We start from the raw sequence: 18,799 nt of genomic DNA, 5'->3' as shown, positions 1-18,799 counted from the left end.
AGCTTCAAACCTGTAGCCCGCCTACTATTTTTTACCGATAATTCTTACTTCGGTATGTAAATTAATGTCGTATTTTTCTTTGATTACCTTTTGAATATAATGGATCAAATCTAAGTAATCTGTCGCGGTTGCTCCACCTTTATTAACAATGAAACCAGCATGTTTAGTTGAATCTTGTGCTCCACCGATTTGCTTACCTTGAAGACCAGCCTTAATGATCATTGGGCCAACAAAATGTCCCTTTGGGCGCTTAAAAACACTACCACAGGATGGATACTCAAGCGGTTGTTTAAAGCGGCGTAAGGCGTTTAAATAATGCATTTGGTCAAGAATTTGGTGCTTGTTTCCTCGCTTTAATTTAAAAGTTGATTCAACAACAATATCTCCAGTTTCTTGAATTTTGGAATGACGATATGAAAATTCCATTTCTTCATTTGAATAAGACTTCAATTCACCGTCTTTTGTGAGAATCTTGACACTTTCAACTACTTCGCAGGTTTCGCCTCCATAAGCTCCAGCGTTCATAAATACGCCTCCACCTACACTGCCTGGAATTCCTGCAGCGAATTCCATCCCGCTTAATCCATTATTTGCAGCAGTAAAAGCAGTATCAACTATCTTGGCACCAGCTTCGGCGATTACACGATTCTTTTCTACTTTAATCTTATTCATATCGGTTAAAATAATAACTAGACCGTCAATTCCACCGTCACGAATAATCAAGTTTGAAGCATTACCGATGACCGTTAGTGGCATCTTTTCTTCACGGGTTGCTTGAAGTAGTTCTTCTAATTCCTGTAAATTTTTAGGAAAAGCTAGATATTCAGCCTCTCCACCTGTTTTTGTAAAAGTATATCTACTCAGAGGAATATGTTCCTGTATATTAATTCCTTTTTTCTTTAAATCAAGCAACTTCACTATTTTAGCTCCTCTCGTAATCTGTTGTTCTTATTTTACCGCATTAAGCTTTCTGCTTCACCATATGTTATACTGAATTTGTTTTTATTAAGGAGAAAAAATGAACTTTATCGCAATGGACTTCGAAACTGCTAATCATTATCCAGAAAGTGCTTGTTCACTTGCACTAGTGATGGTTAGAAATAATGAAATTGTTGATCGTTTTTATACTGTGATCAATCCGCAGATGCCCTTTGATGCACAAAATATTAAAGTACACCAAATTACAGCTGATGACGTTAAAGACGCACCAACAATGGCTGAAGTATGGCCTCATATCCAAGATTTATATCAACCGGGAATGCTTGTAGCTGCCCACAATGCTCGCTTTGATACAAACGTAATGAAGCAGTCTCTTGCTCGCTATAGTATCCCTGAACCACATTATTTGGTAATTGATACTTTACAAACTAGCAAAAAATTCGAACCTGATTTACCAAATCATAAACTTGATACCGTTTCAGATGCCTTGCAAGTAGAACTTTGGCACCACCACAACGCTTTAAGTGACAGTGAGGCATGCGCTGGAATTTTGATTGAACAAAATAAACAGTTTGGTGATGAATTAATTAAAAATATGATTTATCAAATCTAAAATAAGATCTGGCTTTATATGACCAGATCTTATTTTTAAGCTTTAAATTTAGTTAAAATATCATTTTCCCAATCTTCATTGCGTTTACCTTTTGCTTGAATTTCGACTTCACGCTTAGTTGAGTTCCAACTATCGTCTACCCGTTTAATATTCAATTGTAAATATTCATCAGGTAGTTCAGTCATAATTACTTGTGGCCATTCCATCACTACAAGTCCATCTTCATGTAAGTAAGCATTCAAATCGATTGAAGACAAGTCATCATTTTCTAAACGATAAAAGTCCATATGAAAAAGGGGAATTTTTGCTTCACGATATTCACGCACAATAGTAAAAGTTGGGCTTTTAACTGGTCTTCTAACTCCAAGTGCACGACCTATTCCTTGCGTCATTGTCGTTTTACCAGCGCCTAAATCACCTGTAAGCAAAAGGAGATCATTAGGTTGAGCTGTTTTGGCAATTGTCGCACCTAAATTCTGCATCTCTTCAGAAGAATTAATCTCAAGTTTCATTATTTGTCATCCCTTGTCGCTTGTGCTGCGGTTACGATTGCTAAGTCATAGACATCTTGTGTGCTGCAACCTCTTGAAAGATCGTTGATTGGTTCAGCGAGTCCTTGAAGAATTGGACCAACAGCAGAAAAGTTACCTAATCTTTGAGCAATCTTGTAGCCAATATTTCCTGATTGTAATTCTGGGAAAATAAAGACATTTGCATGACCTGCAACTTTAGAACCAGGAGCCTTAGCTTCACCAATACTTGGAACAAACGCAGCATCAAACTGAAGCTCACCATCAGCTGGAATTTCTGGGTATTTCTTATTAAATAATTTAGTTGCTTCAACAACTTTATCAATCATTTCACCTTTAGCTGAACCTTTAGTTGAAAAGCTAAGGAATGCAATTTTAGGATCAATTCCAACCGCTTTAGCAGTTTGAGCAGATTGATAAGCTATTTCTGTTAAAGTTTCAGCATCAGGATCGATGTTAATTGCACAATCTGCGAAAATATACTTTTCATCACCACGTTCCATAATGAAAGAACTTGATACTCTGTGCATACCCTTAGCTGTCTTAACAATTTGCAAAGCTGGACGAACAGTATCTGCAGTTGAATGCGCAGCACCTGAAACCATACCATCAGCGATTTTTTCATAAACAAGCATCGTACCAAAGAATGTCTCTTGACAGAGCATTTCCTTTACTTGTTCAAAAGTATTCTTGTCTTTACGGATTTTGTACAAATCTTCAGCTAATCTTTCAAAATCAGGGTATGCCTTTGGATCAATTAATTTTACTTTACTAATATCAAGATCCATCTTTTCAGCTAAAGTCTTAATATTATCAATATTACCAAGTAAAATTGCTGATACTACCCCTTCATTTTCAAGTCGAGTTGCAGCTTCAAGAATTCTCTTGTCTTCTCCTTCAGGAAAAACAATTGTCTTTTTTTCTTTCATTGCAGTTTTCTTTAAAACATCAAATACTTTCATTACAGTTCCTCTCATATAAACATTTAAAATCTATGCAAGATCATCTTTCGTTACCGTTTCTGGTAATTGCCAATCAATTGGAGTTTCACCAAATTTTTCTAATGCTTCATTACACTTTGAAAACGGTCTTGACCCAAAAAATCCACGGTCTGCTGAAAATGGACTTGGATGGGCGGACTTAATAATAAAATTACGGCTTTGATCAATAAGCGGAATCTTCTTTTGAGCAAAACGACCCCACAAAATAAAAACAACTTTACCTCTTTGGCTCAGAGCTTTAATCGCAGAATCTGTTACTGCTTCCCAGCCTTTTCCCTGATGTCCATTAGCATGACCACAAGGGACCGTTAAAACAGCATTCAAGAGAAGGACTCCTTGGTCTGCCCATCTCTTCAGATAACCGTGATTGACAGGTCTTGCACCAACATCATCGTACAATTCTTTGTAAATATTTTTTAAGGATGGTGGCAGATTAGTTCCTGGCATGACGGAAAAGCTCATTCCATTTGCTTGACCAGGATTGTGATATGGATCTTGTCCCAAGATTACAACTTTTGTTTTATTAAAAGGTGTTAACTTAAAAGCAGTGAAAATATGGTACATATCCGGATAAATCTGTTTTGTTGAATATTCTTCTTTTAAAAAGTCATGCAATTGGTGATATTCTTCACTTGCAAAAACAGGATCTAATATTCCATCCCAATCATTACCTATTAGCTCTTTCATCAGTACTTACAGCCCCTTTTTCAATTATCTTTATGTTATCATAAAAATGAACGTTAATGGGAGGAAACGCATGATTAAATTAGTCGCTTGTGATTTAGATGGCACACTCTTTAATAGCAACATGGAAATTTCTGAGGAAAATAGAAAAGCTATAGTTGCTGCGCAAAATAATGGGATTGAGTTTTTAGTAGCTACTGGCCGAGCTCCAAAAGAGTCGAAAATTTTATTGAAGGATGCTAATATTCAGACAGGTTTCATCAACTTAAACGGTGCCCTTGTTTTTGATGTTAATAACAACCTAATCGTTAAGCATCCGTTACCTCAGGAAAAAGCAAATAAATTAATTTCGTATTTAAATAATGCAGGCTTTTATTACGAAATTTTGACTGCTGAACATGTTTATAGTCAAGACCTATCACAAAGAATTGCAAATGTAGCTCATGTAATGGTTAATCTAAATCCTGGCATGACTTTTAAAGAGGCTGTTGCATCAACTGCAAGCAGTAAATCAATTTTGAATATCACACAAGTTAATAGTTTTGATGATTTTTATAATAACTTTGCAGAAGAAATAATGAAAATTATTGTCTTTGATTCTCGCGGACCTGCTGCTTTCACAGAAACCAAAGATTTTATCGACAAGTTGGGTGGGCTAGTTGTTTCTTCAAGCTCAATTAATAATATCGAGATTAATTTTGAAAAAGCTCAAAAAGGGATTGCTCTACTCGATTATGCAAAAGCAAAAGGAATCGAAATAAGTGAAACAGCTGCCATTGGTGACAATCTTAATGACATCTCAATGATCCGAGATGCTGGAGTGGGTGTGGCAATGGGAAATGCTGTTTCCGCCATTAAACAAATTGCTGATATTGAAACAACCACTAATAACGAGAATGGCGTGGCAAAGATTTTAAATAAGTTTATCGCTGAAAATCGTCACGAGGGGTGAGAATCATGAAATTCTTACTACAACTTAATAATGAAAAAAATTACGGGCAAATTCCAGTAACTGGTCCCAATGGAAAAATTCAATATATTATTCGAGGAAATCTAGATAACCCTAATCATACTCTTTATCTTTACAATAGAGACAATCAGGAAATTGGACGGTTATTTGCTGATGGTGGCGGGCTTGTTGCTTCTTTTACAGTCGATGTAATTAATCATTCTTTGGTTCGAGTAAAAAAAGTTAATAGTCCACTTACCAATCTTTTTTATGTAACAAGATTAAACTATTGGATTACTGGAAGCATAAAAAAAGGCACTTACAAGTTCCGCTCTGGAGTTAAGAACGTTGCAAGTGTCAAAACAATTATGGGCAATACTGGTGTCACTTTAGTTTGTGATGTAGCACGGCCTGAAGACATTCCTTTTATTTTATTAATTTCCATTCTATTTACACAATGGCACGTTACACCGCTGCGCCTACCAACTTTTCCACCAATTGGACAGAAATTCTCAACAGATCCTAATTAAATTTCTTTAACCATATGATCGTAGGTTCTATCTCCAATAGTCATTGAATTTGTAGTCTTATAACCCTTGTGCTCATACAATTTTTGCGCACGAGGGTTTTCTTTATCAACATTTAGACTAATCTTTGAATAGCCATATTTTTTTGCAATCTCGACTGCAGTATCCATCAATCGACTTGCTACGCCTTCTCCCCAATGATCTGGATGAACTGCAATGGCGTCAATATACCATTCGTGTGGCCAAGCCTCTTGATCAGAGAAAATTACTGTATCAATCGGCAAGCCTACCTTCGCATATGCATTTTTTAACACAAAGTCAATAATCTTTTGGTCATCGTATGAGTACATATCTAAAATGCCTAATACTTCACCCTGATCATTAACATCAACCCAAATTCTACGATATGAATAGCGATAATCTTCTGAAATATAGCCTAAACGCATTAAGTCATAGAATTGAGATTCTGGTAATTTATTAATAGTTTCCATCTGCATTTCATCAAATATTTGCTTTAGGATTGGATAGACAAATGGAAAATCTGATTTTTCTGCTTTTCTAATCATTCTGTTCGGCTCCTTTTCTTTATTTAGAATAATGAATTAGTACTTTTTTTGCAACAAAAAGAAGACAGCTATGAAGATTCTCATAACTGCCCTCCCAGAAAGTGATATAGATATAGATATAGATGTATCTGCCATAATATTTTTGAGTAATAAGGAACTGGCAAAGACTGAATATTTGGAGATGAGTCAATGTCTAACTCAATCTCCACTGATATTATACAATCATTAGCCAAAAAGGACAAGTATTAAGTGTTATTTTAAAGCACTTATTATTGTGCGTCCTAATTACCCTAACGCCTTAAAATATTATTGAATAAAAAAGTTCATGCAAAATGCATGAACTTTTTTGTTTTATGACAGTAATTAGTCTTGGTAGTTTACCAAAGCTAAGAATGATTCAGGGTCAAGTGAAGCACCACCGACCAAACCACCATCAATATCAGGCTTAGACATTAATTCCTTAACATTAGCTGGCTTTACAGAACCACCGTATTGAATACGAACATTTTCTGCAGTTTCTTCGTTGTACAAGTCCTTAATGGTTTCACGAATAGTCTTGCACATTTCTTCAGCTTGATCTGAAGAAGCAGTCTTACCAGTACCAATAGCCCAGATTGGTTCATAAGCAATTACAAGTGATGATACTTGTTCAGCAGTAAGACCTTCTAAAGCAGCCTTAATTTGAGCAACTACCCATTCTTCTTGCTTGTTAGCTTCACGAGTTTCAAGTGATTCACCACAGCAAATAATTGGAGTCATGTTATTAGCAAAAATAGCCTTAGCCTTCTTGTTAATATCTTCATCAGTTTCATGGAAGTATCCACGACGTTCTGAGTGACCAATAATTACGTAGTCAATTCCCATTTCATTTAAAACCTTTGGAGAGGTTTCACCAGTGAAAGCACCTTCATCTTCAAAGTAGCAGTTTTCTGCACCAATGTGCAAGTTTGAACCTTCAGCTGCTTTTCTCAAAGCATCAAGGTCAACTGCTGGGGCACAAATAAGTGATTCAACTTTACTTGGATCTGGCAACTTAGCTTTAACAGCTTCTACGAATTCAGTAGTTTGTTCTGGATTCATATTTAACTTCCAGTTACCAGCAATAATTGGTGTACGCATTAAATTATTCCTCCTAGTTTATTACTTGTCAGAAACGCAAGCGATACCTGGTAATTCCTTACCTTCAAGGTAGTTAAGTGATGCACCACCACCAGTTGAAATGTGGCTGATCTTAGGTGCAATACCTAATTGCTTAGCAGCGGCAGTTGAGTCACCACCACCAATAATAGTTACAGCGTCAGTTAAGTCTGCCAAAGCACGACCAACTTCCAAAGTACCTTCAGCAAAGTTTGGCATTTCGAATGCACCCATTGGTCCGTTCCAAACAACAGTCTTAGCATCCTTTAAAATGTCCTTAAACTTTTCAATAGTCTTAGGACCAATGTCAAGACCCATCATGTTGTCAGGAATGTCATCACCAACAACTTCATGAGAAGCATCGTTTGAGAATTCAGTAGCAGCAACGTTGTCTACAGGAAGAACAATCTTGTCGCCAGCCTTTTCCAAAAGACTCTTAGCTAATTCAACCTTGTCTGCTTCAAATAATGATTTACCAATCTTGTGGCCTTGTGCTGCTAAGAAAGTGTAAGCCATACCACCACCGATTAAGATGTGGTCTGACTTAGGAATTAAGTTTTCGATAACACCGATCTTGTCTGATACTTTAGCACCACCCAAGATAGTTACGAATGGGTGAACTGGGTTTTCAACAGCATCACCTAAAAACTTAATTTCTTTTTCAAGTAAGTAACCAGCTGCTGCAGGCTTACCTTCTGCCTTCATAGCAGTTGCAATACCAACGTTTGAAGCGTGGCTTCTGTGAGCAGTACCAAAAGCGTCGTTTACGAACATGTCGCCAAGACTTGCCCAGTATTCGCCAAGCTTAGGATCGTTGCCTGATTCACGCTTGCCAAAGTCGTTGTCGATATCTTGGAATCTAGTGTTTTCAAGAACGATAACGTCGCCATCCTTCATGTTGTTGATAGCGTCTTCAACTTCTTTACCTTCATTTGATGGTACAAAAGTTACAGGCTTTTCAAGCAATTCGCTTAAACGTTCAGCAACTGGCTTTAATGACAATTCCTTCTTGTCAGCATCGCTCTTAACACGGCCTAAGTGGCTGAGCAAAATTGCCTTACCACCATGTTCGATGATGAACTTAATAGTAGGAAGTGCAGCAACGATACGGTTATCATCACCGATAACACCATTTTTAATAGGAACGTTAAAGTCAACACGAACTAAAACTTTCTTACCCTTAACATCAAGGTCTGAAACGATTAATTTAGCCATTATTATCCTCCAGATAATATTTTTTCTTCAAAAAAAGGCGGAAGGAAGAATTTCCCTCCGCCTTCTCAATTATCACTTAAAATCTAATCTTTAAAACTAAAAATTAAAGAGTAGCGAAGTGTAATAAAGTACGAACCATTTGGCAAGTGAATGAGTATTCGTTGTCGTACCAAGCAACAGTCTTAACTAATTGCTTGTCACCTGCAGTAGTTACCATAGTTTGAGTTGGGTCAAAGATTGAACCAGCAGTTCTACCTAAAATGTCGCTTGAAACAACATTGTTTGGTTCGTATTCAAATGAAGGACTTTCGTACTTCTTCATTGCTTCATTAACTTCATCAGCAGTAACCTTCTTGTTCAAGATTGATACTAATTCAGTTACTGAACCATCTGGAACTGGAACACGTTGTGCGTGACCGTTCAACTTACCGTTCAATTCTGGAATTACAAGACCGATAGCCTTAGCAGCACCAGTTGAGTGAGGAATGATGTTTACGGCAGCAGCACGTGCAGCACGTAAGTTACCACCACGTACAGGACCATCCAAGATCATTTGAGTTGAAGTGTATGCGTGGATAGTAGTCATAGTACCAACTTCAATGCCGAATTCCTTTTGTAAAGCATTAACCATTGGTGCCAATGAGTTAGTAGTACATGAACCAGCTGAAACGATCTTGTCGTCAGCAGTTAAAGTGTCTTGGTTTACTGAGTAAACAACAGTCTTCAAGTCGTTACCTGCTGGAGCTGAGATCAATACACGCTTAGCACCTGCGTCAAGGTGAGCTTGTGACTTAGCCTTGCTAGTGTAGAAACCAGTACATTCAAGAACGAAGTCAACACCATCATTCTTAACCCAAGGAATGTTTTGTGCTTGTGGTTCAGCGTAAACACGGTACTTCTTACCGTCAACTACGATTGAGTCTTCAGTTGAAGAAACTTCGTGGTCGAAAGTACCATGAGTTGAGTCATACTTAAGTAAGTGTGCCAAAAGTGCTGGAGTAGTCAAGTCGTTAATTGCAACAACTTCGATGTCCTTTGACTTTTCGCCCAAGTCCATAATACGACGGAATGCTAAACGACCGATACGGCCGAAACCGTTAATACCAATTTTAACTGTCATAATCTAAAAGTCCTCCTTAAGAACTATAAACAACATTTATTTTAAACGGGAATTACTTCCCCTTTAAAATCATACTTGAGGCACCCTCGTCAGTAATTAACCAGGTTTGACGAGGTGCATTGAGCATATATGCCTTAATTGCTTCTGCTTTCTTAGCACCGCAAGAAAGAGCAAATATGTGAGGTATTTTCTTTAGATTCTCGAACTGTAATCCAACCTGAGTAATACGGTCGACAATCTTTCCATTGCTATCGAAGAAACACCCAAAACATTCGGTAACAGCTTTTTTCTCTCGCAGATTTGAAAGTTCAACTGAACCATATCCGCGACGCTTAGCCATTTCTTGTGCCAAGCCAATGCCATGAATCACAGCATCACTTTGAGAAATATCTTGCAGCAAATCAGCAATTGTATCTTCACGAATCAACGATCGATATGCCACTTCTGAAACTTGTTCTGGTAAGTATAAAGTTTTATAAGTACCACCAGTTTTTTCAGCCATTTCTTGAACTATTGTGTTACTTTGAGTTGCTACGTTTTCACCTAGAGCTCCTCGCCCTGGAACAAATTCCAGTTGACGATTATTCCCTAAGCTCTTTGAAAGAAAACGAGCAGATTTTGCTATTACATCCCCACCTAAGATAGTGACAATAGAGTGTCCAAGTGGCAGAAGTAAATCAAGTGCTGAACTCAAAGCTTCCCCAAGCTCTTGATAAACCCTATCTTGCAAATCAGCATTACCTGGAACAATAATAGTTCTTTCAATTCCAAGTTGCTTTGCAAGCTCAACCTCAGTCTCACCTGCGTTAAAGATAAGATCTATTAATGGTGCTGCATCTTTTAATGCTTTCTTGCCCTTCTCCGTAAGAAACATTCCGAAACTCTTAATTTCGATCAGACCCAGTTTTTTCAAATACTCAGTCTCAGTTCTAACGTTTCTTTCCGAAAGCCCTAACCGTTGAGCGACATTTCTCCTTCCGACTGGAGCATTTTCAGAAATCTGTTCAAGAACAAGATATCTTTGTCGAAGTACTTTTAAGAGATCAGGAACAAAAGCTTCGAGCAAGGAAAAATCCGTGTTCATTGCTTCTCCTTCCTATTGGGACACTTGGCGACCATCGCATTGTCACTTACTGTCCCAGATTGCTTAAAAATATAAGAGAAACGTGGAGTCACACTAATTTGTTTACTCAAACATTTCCCAATCGACACTGTTAGTATAACAATCTATTTTTCGCAATTCAAGAAAAAACGTGCTTTATTTTAAAAAAGAGAAAACATTTCTATTTATTCCTATTTTCTGTTATACTTATCTTTGCTGTAATATTGGGTCCTTAGTGTAATGGATCGCACGTAAGATTCCGGTTCTTAAAATCTGGGTTCGACTCCCAGGGGACCCATAAGTTGAGCCACAAGTTTAAAGCTTGTGGCTTTTTTCTTGCTAATATTGCATATGTAAGAGCATTCATAACCTAATTAGTATATAATTAAATAGTTATTTGTTTTGTATTTGTTTTGTATTAGTTAAGGAGAAAATGTTTTTATGGTTGAAACAACAAACAATCAGAAAAAGATGACCTGGACTACCTTAGCAATGATGGCATTCTCCACTGTTTGGGGATTCGGTAACGTTGTTAACGGATTTGTTTATTTTGACGGAACTAGAGTCATCTTTAGCTGGGTAATCATGTTCCTACTCTATTTTGTTCCTTACGCATTAATGGTTGGGGAATTAGGGGCTACCTTCAAGAATTCTGAAGGTGGTGTCTCCTCATGGGTTAATGCCACAATGGGAGCAAAATGGGCCTACTACGCTGGATGGACCTACTGGGCTTGCCACGTTGTTTATATTTCAAGTAAAGGAACCGGTGGCTTGAGAGCAATGGCTTGGGGAATTTTCGGTAATACCAAATGGTATGATGGTTTGCCAACTGCCTACACTCAACTTGCTACTTTAGTAGTTTTCTTATTCTTCTGCTGGGTTGCTAGTCGTGGTATTCCTGTATTAAAAGGTTTAGCAACAATCGCTGGTAGTTCAATGTTCATCATGTCAATTTTATTCATTATCATGATGTTTGCTGCACCAGCAATTAACCCACACGCTTCATATTACTCACTCAACTTTAATTGGAAGAATTTAATGCCAACGTTCAACATTAAATATTTAACTTCATTGTCAATTTTAGTTTTTGCCGTTGGTGGTTGTGAAAAGATCTCACCTTATGTAAATAAAGTTAAAGATCCATCAAAGAACTTCCCTAAGGCAATGATGGCCTTGGCAATCATGGTTATGATTTCAGCTATTTTGGGAACATTTGCCATGGCTTTAATGTTTGATCCAAAGGTTGTTAACAACAACTTGAATGAATATATCTCAAATGGTGCCTACATGGCTTTTGATCGTCTCGGTGAATATTATCACGTTGGTGGTTTATTCATGTACATATACTCATGGTGTAACGTGATCGGTCAATTCTCCACATTGGTAATAAGTATCGATGCTCCATTGAGAATGCTTTTAGGATCAAAAGAAGCAGCCAACTTCATTCCAAAGAAATTGCTCAAGCTTAATAAGCATGGTGCCTACATTAATGGTATTTGGATGGTTGTCATTTTATCCGGTGGTTTAATTGCTATTCAAGCTTTTGTTCCAGACGCTCAAACCGTTATGGCACAACTTGTTAAATTAAATTCAACTACTATGCCAATGCGTTACCTCTGGGTATTCGCAGCATATATCGCTTTGAGAAAACACCAAGAGCAATTTGAAACAAGTTATCAAATGACTAAGCATCAAGGCTTAGCATATACAGCTGGATACTGGTGTTTCTTAGTTACTGCAGCCTGCTGCTTACTCGGAATCTATTCACCAGATCCGTTCACTTTATTCTTGAATATTATCACACCAATCGTCTTGATTGCTTTAGGTTTAATCTTGCCTGCTATTAAGAAACGTGAAATGGCTAAAGCAGAATAAAATTATTAACACAAATATAAATAAAAACACCTGAAAAGGTGTTTTTTTATGTTTGTGTTAAACTAAAATTACAAAGATAAGTTAAGGAGGGATAATTTTGTATGATGAGAAAGCTAAAGAGCTTTTACACAAGCATCATTTAAATGCAACTAAGCCCCGAATTAAGATACTTTCATATCTAATCAAAAATCATAATCATCCCACTGCTGAAATGCTTTACCATGACCTAGCTGAAGATGAACAATCTAGCAAAGCTACAATTTACAATACTTTAAATAGCTTGATTTCAGTTGGAATCGTGATTGAGATTAAGAATGGAGATAATTCGACCCATTATGACTATTTTGTCGAGCCACACTTTCATATCATTTGTAAAAACTGTGGCAAAATTTCTGACGTTTTCTACCCTAACTTTGATGCAATAGAAGAAAAAATGAAAGAAAAAGCACAAGAACAAACTGGCTATCTCGCCTCTTCAAGCCATTTAGAAATATATGGTTTATGTCCAAATTGTCAGGAAAAACTTAATATAAAAAAATAAAGGTTGCAAAATTAATTGCAGCCTTTATTTTTCTTTACTTTTAATTAAGCTCATTACTTTCGAGTAATTCTGCACGTTGTGCTAAGTTCACATACAACTTGTTGTTATTTACTGAAAGACCTTCAACTTCACGACCAGTGTTGAATGAGTATGAATCCTTTAATTCACCAGTTCTACCGATCTTAACAATTAAGTCGTTAAATCCTAAGTAGAAGTTCTGGTTGTTTTGATCATAAGCAAAACCTTGTACGGGTGAGTCATCAGAAACAAATTTACCCTTAGTTGCACCAACTAATGTTGGTCTCCAGTTATCACCAGTACGGTTCAATTCCCAGTATTCATAACGATCATTAGTTTTATCGTAGTAAACACCATACATTTGCTTATCTGAAGTGATTACAGCATTCTTGAAGTATCGTGGTGAATTTTCATCGCCATCCCAACACTTGATAGTCCAGATCTTGTTAATGCACATATCACTACGACGAATTTGAACTAATTCTTCTGACTTATTACTGTCTTGGTCAGTATTATCATTTACTAAAACGTAGATGTAATCCTTAGTTGATCCCATTGCTTGACCGTGGCCAATTGGAATATATGGACTTACCTTAATGTTCTTAACGTAAGTATTAAACTTACTTTGACTCATAGTTAGAAGCTTTTGAGGGTTATATGGATTAGTCAACTTGTCCAAGTTGTAACCTACAATGTGACCTTGAATAAGCTTAGTGCTTGAAAGCAAGCTAGTGTATGCCCAACCGTTTGAAACAGTAACACCTTCTGGAATATGACCTACACGGTTGATGTAACCTTCATTGTTAGTATCAGTCTTAACGCTAAGAAGAACTGGTTGGAACAATCTGGTAGATAAGGTCATGTTTCCACTAGTCCATGAGTGACGCTTAGTTTCAGGAGTAAAGTCATGCGGGCTTAAGTAGTTAAGTGAAGCACCATAGTGACTATCCCAGCTAGTTAACTTATTAGTTCCTTCCTTAGGAGTAACTGTGTTAGCATCACCAATACCCTCAGTAGTACTCTTTCTTACAGTTACGTTTACAGTTGCTTTACCTGAACCGTATGAGTATTTAACTTTAGTAGTACCTGGATCTGTGCAACTAATGCCATCTTTTGAAACTTTAACTTCTGAATTGTCGACAACAGTACCTGTACTGTCAGTGGCATAACTAATTGCATCACGAGTGTCAAACAAATAGTTATCATTTCTTACCAAAGTAACGCTCTTAGCTACTTCAATATCATTTCTTGCAAAGAATTTTTCATTAACCCAACCAACACGGCGACCATCAACATAAACTAACCAATAAGTGTACTTCTTAGTCTTAATACTTTGGTTAGATTGAATATGGTTATAGCGGAAATTAATGGCGTTGGCAACTTTACCATAAGGCTTACCATTTTCAACATTTTTCCAGATAGTGTAGTTTTTACTACCAGCTACCTTAGTCATTAAGTTATAACTAGTAGAAGTTTGTGCTGGCGTATTTTTAGTGCTTGTATCGCTACTGTTAGAATCATCTGCAGATACATGACTAGATGCACCAGCCAATAATCCAAAACCTAATAAAACAGCCGAACTTGCTGTTAATATTTTTTTATAATTCAAAATATTTCCCCCGCAATTTACTTAAAAATTATACTCTTTCATTGTAATATAAACTGACTTGTAATAAAAATACAAAATCAATACACTTTGATTGACAGTATTAAAAGTAAGTGATTTAATTAGCACTGTACTCAAATGAGTGCTAATTATAAAAATGAAAATTTCAGGAGGTAAACATATGCTTGTACCTACAGTTATTGAACAAACAGCTCGCGGCGAACGTGCCTACGACATTTACTCTCGTTTACTAAAAGACAGAATTATCATGTTGAGCGGCGAAATTAATGACCAAATGGCAAACTCAATTATTGCTCAATTATTATTCTTAGACGCTCAAGATAACACTAAAGACATCTCACTTTATATTAACTCACCTGGTGGTGTTATTACTTCAGGTTTAGCAATTATGGATACAATGAACTTTATCAAGTCAGATGTTTCAACTATTGCTATCGGTATGGCAGCATCAATGGCTTCTATTCTTTTAACTAGTGGTACTAAGGGTAAGCGTTTTGCTCTTCCAAACTCTACTGTTCTTATTCACCAACCATTAGGTGGTGCACAAGGTCAACAAACTGATATTCAAATTGCAGCTAACGAGATCTTGAAGAGCCGTAAGAAAATCAACGAAATCTTACACGAAACTACCGGTCAACCTTTGGAAAAGATCCAAAAGGATACTGAACGTGATAACTACTTAACTGCTGAAGAAGCTAAAGAATATGGTTTGATTGACGAAATTATGGTCAACAAGAAGAAGTAATTCAGTTCAATAATAAAAAATGTAAAAAATGCGCAGATTAATTCCGCGCATTTTTTGTTACTCTCTTAAATTTTCAGCAATTTCTTTTAACTTCTTAAAACGATGATTAACACCGGATTTAGAAATCGGTCCATCTGGTACCTGTTCTGCCACTTCTTTAAGCGACAATTCAGGGTGCTGCAAGCGAAATCTTGCTAAACCAGCTAACTTTTCAGGTAAAGAGTCAAGCCCCTGTTTTTCTTCAATCAACTGTATATCTTCGACCTGTTTGGCGGCTGCATTTGCAGTCTTTTTTAAGTTAGCAGTATCGCAATTTACCAAACGGTTAACTGAATTACGCATATCACGCATAATTCGTAAGTCTTCAAAAGCAAGCATCGCATTTAAAGCACCAGTAATATGAAGAAAATCACCGATTTTTTCTGCTTCTTTCAGATAAACAATATAGCCTCTACGTCTTTTGGTTGTCTTAGCATTCAAATGAAAATGCTTATTCATTAATTCTGCCAAATCTTCATTATGGTCTTCGTAGGTAGAATATATTTCTAAATGATAACGGCTGGTTTCAGGATTATTAACGCTTCCTCCGGCCAAAAAAGCGCCACGTAAGTATGACATGGCACCTTCTTGAGAATTCATAATTCTTTCCGGAATTCGGGTAATTAACCCTTTTTCTGGATCCCAGATCATAAGAGCTTCCAAGATCTCATTCACCTTTCGCTGCAAACGAACCAAATATTGGTTATTCTTTTTTAGTTTCATCTTACGCGAAACAATAAGCAAAGGTTCAACTTTAAAGGCAACTTTGATTAAACTAAAAATCCTTCTAGCAATTGCTGGATTTTCAGTCGTAATATCCAAACTGAATTGGTGATCGTGTAAGTTTAAAACACCATTCATTCTTAAAAATGCCGCAAGTTCTGCCTTGGCATGTTCTGGATAAACCGGAAGCGACGTTAATTCCTTTTTTACATCACTAGCATAACTAGCCATTATCTTCTTCCATTCTCTTTCGAGACATTGCCTCAAAAGCAAGGTTAATGATTTCTTGACCAACCTTATGCCCACCATGGAAGACCAAACCATGACGTTGATCAATAAAATCATCAGTGATTACGCGGCATTCTTGCTCACGCAACCCTTTAAAGTCATTCTTAACTGGCTCAAGATATTCATCATAATCTTCAGGATGAAACTTTGACATATCGATTTTTGCACCGTTAACCAAAGCGGTATTGATATAATGTCCACCTAAGTGTTCATTAATAACGCGAACATGGTCGGCATCACTAAAGTGATCGGTTTCTCCGCGCTGAGTCATAATATTACAAATATAGATTACTTCAGCTTGAGTTTCACGAACTGCTTCGCCTAAGTCAGAAATCATTAAGTTCGGCAAAATGGAGGTAAATAAACTCCCCGGTCCTAAAACAACCGCATCAGCTTGCATAATTGCTGCTAAAACGGCTAAAACAGCTTTAGGCTTCTCATCTGAGTTAGTATTAGTTACCCAGACACGCTTAATTCGTTTGTCTTTAGAAGTTATTTCTGTTTCACCAGCTTCAGTTGTGTCATCGACAAATTCCGCATTTAAGGTTAATGGCTCATTTGAAGCTGGAAAAACATGCCCATCAACCTTCATCATTTTTGAGAGAGATTGAACAGCATCAAAAATATTACCATGCATTTCGTTTAGTGCAGCAATAATTAGGTTGCCAATTGCATGACCTGAGAAGAACGAATCTGATGAATCAAAGCGATATTGAAAGACGTTTTTTTCTTCTTGAGGGAGATCACTTAAAGACACCAATACATTTCTAATATCACCAGGTGGAACAACATTAATAAAATTTCTAATTGAACCAGATGATCCACCATCATCTGAAACTGTCACAATTGCAGTGATTTCGGCATTTTGATCCTTTAATGCATTCAAAATAACCGGCAAGCCTGTGCCACCACCGATAACTACAACACGTGGTCGTCTTCCTTTAATCACTCGAACTATTCTTGTTTCTGAAAACGTCACAGTCATCACCTACTTTCTGATATAACGACTAACTTCACGATGAGTAATATCAACTGGATATTTTTTAGCTAGATCTCGAGCTAATTGCTGAGCAATTGAAACACTTCTGTGCTGGCCACCAGTACATCCAATTGCAATCGTTAATTTTTCCTTACCCTCTGTGATATAGCCTGGAATGGCTGTTTCAAGAAGGTCTAATAATTTTTGGTAAAAAACTTTCGTTTCTTCTTTGCTCATTACGTAATCAAATACACGCTTATCTAAACCTGTAAATGGACGAAGTTCTGGAATATAGAATGGATTAGGTAAAAATCTAACATCCATCACAATATCTGCATCAATTGGCATCCCATACTTAAAGCCAAATGACATCACTTCGATAGAAAACGGCTGACGCTGGCCTTCACTGAATTCATTGAGCAATTTTTGCTTTAATTCCTTCGTTGAAATATCAGAAGTATCAATAATATAATTTGATCGATTCTTAATTGGTTGTAAAATGCGGCGCTCTTCTTGAATTCCATCCAGCAAGCGACCATTAGTAGCTAATGGTGGTAAGCGTCTAGTTTCTTTATACCGAGCAACCAAAGTATCATCTGAACAGTCCAAAAAGACAATTGTAGCTGAAACATCACCGTTATCTTCAAGTGAGTTAACTTCATTCAATAAATCGCTATAGAAATCTTTAACTCTTAAATCAATAACAACTGCCACTTTCTTGAAGTCATTTGAATGGACAATTAAATCCCAGAAACTTCCCAAAAGTGTTGGTGGTAAATTATCAACTACAAAGTACCCCATATCTTCAAGAGCATGTGCGGCAACGGTTTTCCCAGCGCCACTCATCCCTGTAACAATTAAAAGTTGTTTTTTATCCTTAGCCATAATTTCTTCTCCTGTCTCAATAATTATAGCATACCGGGTGTTTCTTTTTTTAATCAAAATAAAAATACTAGTACCAAAACTAGTATTTCTATTATTTTCTGATTCAATTTTTATCTATGCATCCATGCAACGACAATTTCGTTAACACCAAATACTAACAACCAGAATGCTACAAGCCAAACAAGGCTTAAAGCTGCAAGTACTGGATTAAAAATTAACAAAATTGCGATAAATAAACTTAAGATGTTCATGATTAAACTGAAGATAAAGTAGCCAGTTGATAAATCGCGTAAGTGCCATGAAAAGGCAATACCAACAACTGAATCAACAAAGAACCAAATTGCAAACAAATATGCAATGGTTAAACTACCAACATCGTATGAACATAAGAACAAAATACCGACAATAATATCTAAGATACCTGAAATCAAAGTTACCCAACTACGTGAAAAGATATTACGAAAACGTGAGTAACCAGCAATCCATACGATTCCTTGAAGAATTGATACAATTCCAAAAATCAAAACGAAAGCATGCAATCCCTTTGCAGGGTGACGAATCAACAAAAATGAAGTAATAACCATTAGGACGCCTGCAATAAAGGCACCCCAGTCAAAACCGCCATTATCTCTGTAATTAGAAAAGTTATTCATAATTATCCTCCTGCAAGTATTTTACTATATTTTGAGAAAATTT

The 18,799-nt window shown here is 36.7% G+C and carries 20 protein-coding genes and 1 tRNA gene; 7 read left to right on the top strand and 14 right to left on the bottom strand.

Annotation, left to right across the window (positions count from 1 at the left end):
• Window positions 1-24 precede the first annotated feature (24 nt).
• Entirely contained in the window at window positions 25-918 is an 894-nt protein-coding gene (murB, locus tag FC46_RS04640) for a UDP-N-acetylmuramate dehydrogenase (RefSeq protein ID WP_057798333.1), read from the bottom strand.
• A gap of 100 nt (window positions 919-1,018) precedes the next feature.
• Between murB and FC46_RS04635 the strand changes: the two genes are divergently transcribed.
• Window positions 1,019-1,552 (top strand): 3'-5' exonuclease, encoded by a 534-nt coding sequence (locus FC46_RS04635; RefSeq protein ID WP_057798331.1) that lies wholly within the window; start codon window positions 1,019-1,021, stop codon window positions 1,550-1,552.
• 35 nt (window positions 1,553-1,587) lie between these two features.
• Here the strand turns inward: FC46_RS04635 and tsaE are convergent, their stop codons facing one another.
• The 3 genes from tsaE to FC46_RS04620 are packed head-to-tail and all read right to left on the bottom strand — an operon-like array spanning window position 1,588 to window position 3,773.
• Window positions 1,588-2,067, bottom strand: a complete 480-nt coding sequence (gene tsaE / locus FC46_RS04630; protein WP_057798330.1) for a tRNA (adenosine(37)-N6)-threonylcarbamoyltransferase complex ATPase subunit type 1 TsaE — start codon at window positions 2,065-2,067, stop codon at window positions 1,588-1,590.
• Entirely contained in the window at window positions 2,064-3,044 is a 981-nt protein-coding gene (gene pta, locus FC46_RS04625; RefSeq protein ID WP_057798328.1) for a phosphate acetyltransferase, read from the bottom strand. Before pta ends, tsaE begins: the two co-directional genes overlap by 4 nt.
• Before the next feature lie 30 nt (window positions 3,045-3,074).
• Window positions 3,075-3,773, bottom strand: coding sequence for a uracil-DNA glycosylase (locus tag FC46_RS04620; RefSeq protein ID WP_057798326.1), 699 nt, complete (start codon window positions 3,771-3,773; stop codon window positions 3,075-3,077).
• A 67-nt stretch (window positions 3,774-3,840) separates the two neighbouring features.
• Between FC46_RS04620 and FC46_RS04615 the strand changes: the two genes are divergently transcribed.
• Window positions 3,841-4,719 carry a Cof-type HAD-IIB family hydrolase gene (locus FC46_RS04615; RefSeq protein WP_057798324.1) on the top strand — a complete coding sequence of 293 codons (879 nt, stop codon included), beginning with the start codon at window positions 3,841-3,843 and terminating at the stop codon, window positions 4,717-4,719.
• A gap of 5 nt (window positions 4,720-4,724) precedes the next feature.
• Window positions 4,725-5,246, top strand: a complete 522-nt coding sequence (locus FC46_RS04610) for an LURP-one-related/scramblase family protein (protein WP_057798322.1) — start codon at window positions 4,725-4,727, stop codon at window positions 5,244-5,246.
• On the opposite strand, the gene FC46_RS04605 is transcribed toward FC46_RS04610, so the two are convergent.
• The 5 genes from FC46_RS04605 to FC46_RS04585 form a co-directional block, all read right to left on the bottom strand.
• Window positions 5,243-5,809, bottom strand: coding sequence for a GNAT family N-acetyltransferase (locus tag FC46_RS04605; protein ID WP_057798321.1), 567 nt, complete (start codon window positions 5,807-5,809; stop codon window positions 5,243-5,245). The two genes, FC46_RS04610 and FC46_RS04605, sit on opposite strands and share 4 nt — an antisense overlap.
• A 363-nt stretch (window positions 5,810-6,172) precedes the next feature.
• Window positions 6,173-6,928, bottom strand: a complete 756-nt coding sequence (gene tpiA, locus FC46_RS04600) for a triose-phosphate isomerase (RefSeq protein WP_057798319.1) — start codon at window positions 6,926-6,928, stop codon at window positions 6,173-6,175.
• A 21-nt stretch (window positions 6,929-6,949) separates the two neighbouring features.
• Complete coding sequence (locus FC46_RS04595; protein ID WP_057798317.1) at window positions 6,950-8,161, bottom strand: phosphoglycerate kinase; 1,212 nt, start codon at window positions 8,159-8,161, stop codon at window positions 6,950-6,952.
• Window positions 8,162-8,264: 103 nt separating this feature from the next.
• A complete protein-coding gene (gap, locus tag FC46_RS04590; protein ID WP_057798315.1) occupies window positions 8,265-9,281 on the bottom strand; it encodes a type I glyceraldehyde-3-phosphate dehydrogenase in 1,017 nt (338 codons plus the stop codon).
• Window positions 9,282-9,333: 52 nt separating this feature from the next.
• Entirely contained in the window at window positions 9,334-10,365 is a 1,032-nt protein-coding gene (locus tag FC46_RS04585) for a sugar-binding transcriptional regulator (RefSeq protein WP_057798313.1), read from the bottom strand.
• Between the two features lie 244 nt (window positions 10,366-10,609).
• Here FC46_RS04585 and FC46_RS04580 point away from each other — a divergent pair.
• The 3 genes from FC46_RS04580 (at window position 10,610) to FC46_RS04570 (ending at window position 12,799) form a co-directional block, all read left to right on the top strand.
• Window positions 10,610-10,681: transfer RNA gene (locus tag FC46_RS04580), tRNA-Arg, on the top strand.
• Between the two features lie 143 nt (window positions 10,682-10,824).
• Window positions 10,825-12,258 carry an APC family permease gene (locus FC46_RS04575; RefSeq protein ID WP_057798311.1) on the top strand — a complete coding sequence of 478 codons (1,434 nt, stop codon included), beginning with the start codon at window positions 10,825-10,827 and terminating at the stop codon, window positions 12,256-12,258.
• Window positions 12,259-12,355: 97 nt separating this feature from the next.
• Window positions 12,356-12,799: a Fur family transcriptional regulator gene (locus FC46_RS04570; protein ID WP_057798309.1), complete on the top strand. Its 444-nt coding sequence runs from the start codon at window positions 12,356-12,358 to the stop codon at window positions 12,797-12,799.
• 40 nt (window positions 12,800-12,839) lie between these two features.
• On the opposite strand, the gene FC46_RS04565 is transcribed toward FC46_RS04570, so the two are convergent.
• A complete protein-coding gene (locus FC46_RS04565) occupies window positions 12,840-14,426 on the bottom strand; it encodes an SH3-like domain-containing protein (RefSeq protein ID WP_057798307.1) in 1,587 nt (528 codons plus the stop codon).
• A gap of 178 nt (window positions 14,427-14,604) precedes the next feature.
• On the opposite strand from FC46_RS04565, the gene clpP reads away from it, so the two are divergent.
• Window positions 14,605-15,189 carry an ATP-dependent Clp endopeptidase proteolytic subunit ClpP gene (gene clpP, locus FC46_RS04560; RefSeq protein WP_005718663.1) on the top strand — a complete coding sequence of 195 codons (585 nt, stop codon included), beginning with the start codon at window positions 14,605-14,607 and terminating at the stop codon, window positions 15,187-15,189.
• A gap of 57 nt (window positions 15,190-15,246) precedes the next feature.
• Here the strand turns inward: clpP and whiA are convergent, their stop codons facing one another.
• The 4 genes from whiA to FC46_RS04540 form a co-directional block, all read right to left on the bottom strand.
• A complete protein-coding gene (whiA, locus tag FC46_RS04555; protein ID WP_057798305.1) occupies window positions 15,247-16,182 on the bottom strand; it encodes a DNA-binding protein WhiA in 936 nt (311 codons plus the stop codon).
• Window positions 16,175-17,218, bottom strand: a complete 1,044-nt coding sequence (locus tag FC46_RS04550) for a gluconeogenesis factor YvcK family protein (protein ID WP_057798398.1) — start codon at window positions 17,216-17,218, stop codon at window positions 16,175-16,177. The genes whiA and FC46_RS04550 overlap by 8 nt, the downstream gene beginning before the upstream one ends.
• 9 nt (window positions 17,219-17,227) lie before the next feature.
• Window positions 17,228-18,103 (bottom strand): RNase adapter RapZ, encoded by an 876-nt coding sequence (rapZ, locus tag FC46_RS04545; protein WP_057798303.1) that lies wholly within the window; start codon window positions 18,101-18,103, stop codon window positions 17,228-17,230.
• A gap of 110 nt (window positions 18,104-18,213) precedes the next feature.
• Entirely contained in the window at window positions 18,214-18,756 is a 543-nt protein-coding gene (locus FC46_RS04540) for an HdeD family acid-resistance protein (RefSeq protein WP_057798301.1), read from the bottom strand.
• Window positions 18,757-18,799: the final 43 nt, after the last annotated feature.

The sequence above is a fragment of the Lactobacillus kalixensis DSM 16043 genome (assembly GCF_001434335.1).
In the GTDB taxonomy this organism is placed as follows: domain Bacteria; phylum Bacillota; class Bacilli; order Lactobacillales; family Lactobacillaceae; genus Lactobacillus; species Lactobacillus kalixensis.
The sequence above is the reverse complement of the archived record's forward strand: the minus strand, read 5'-3'. Positions and strand labels throughout refer to the sequence as shown.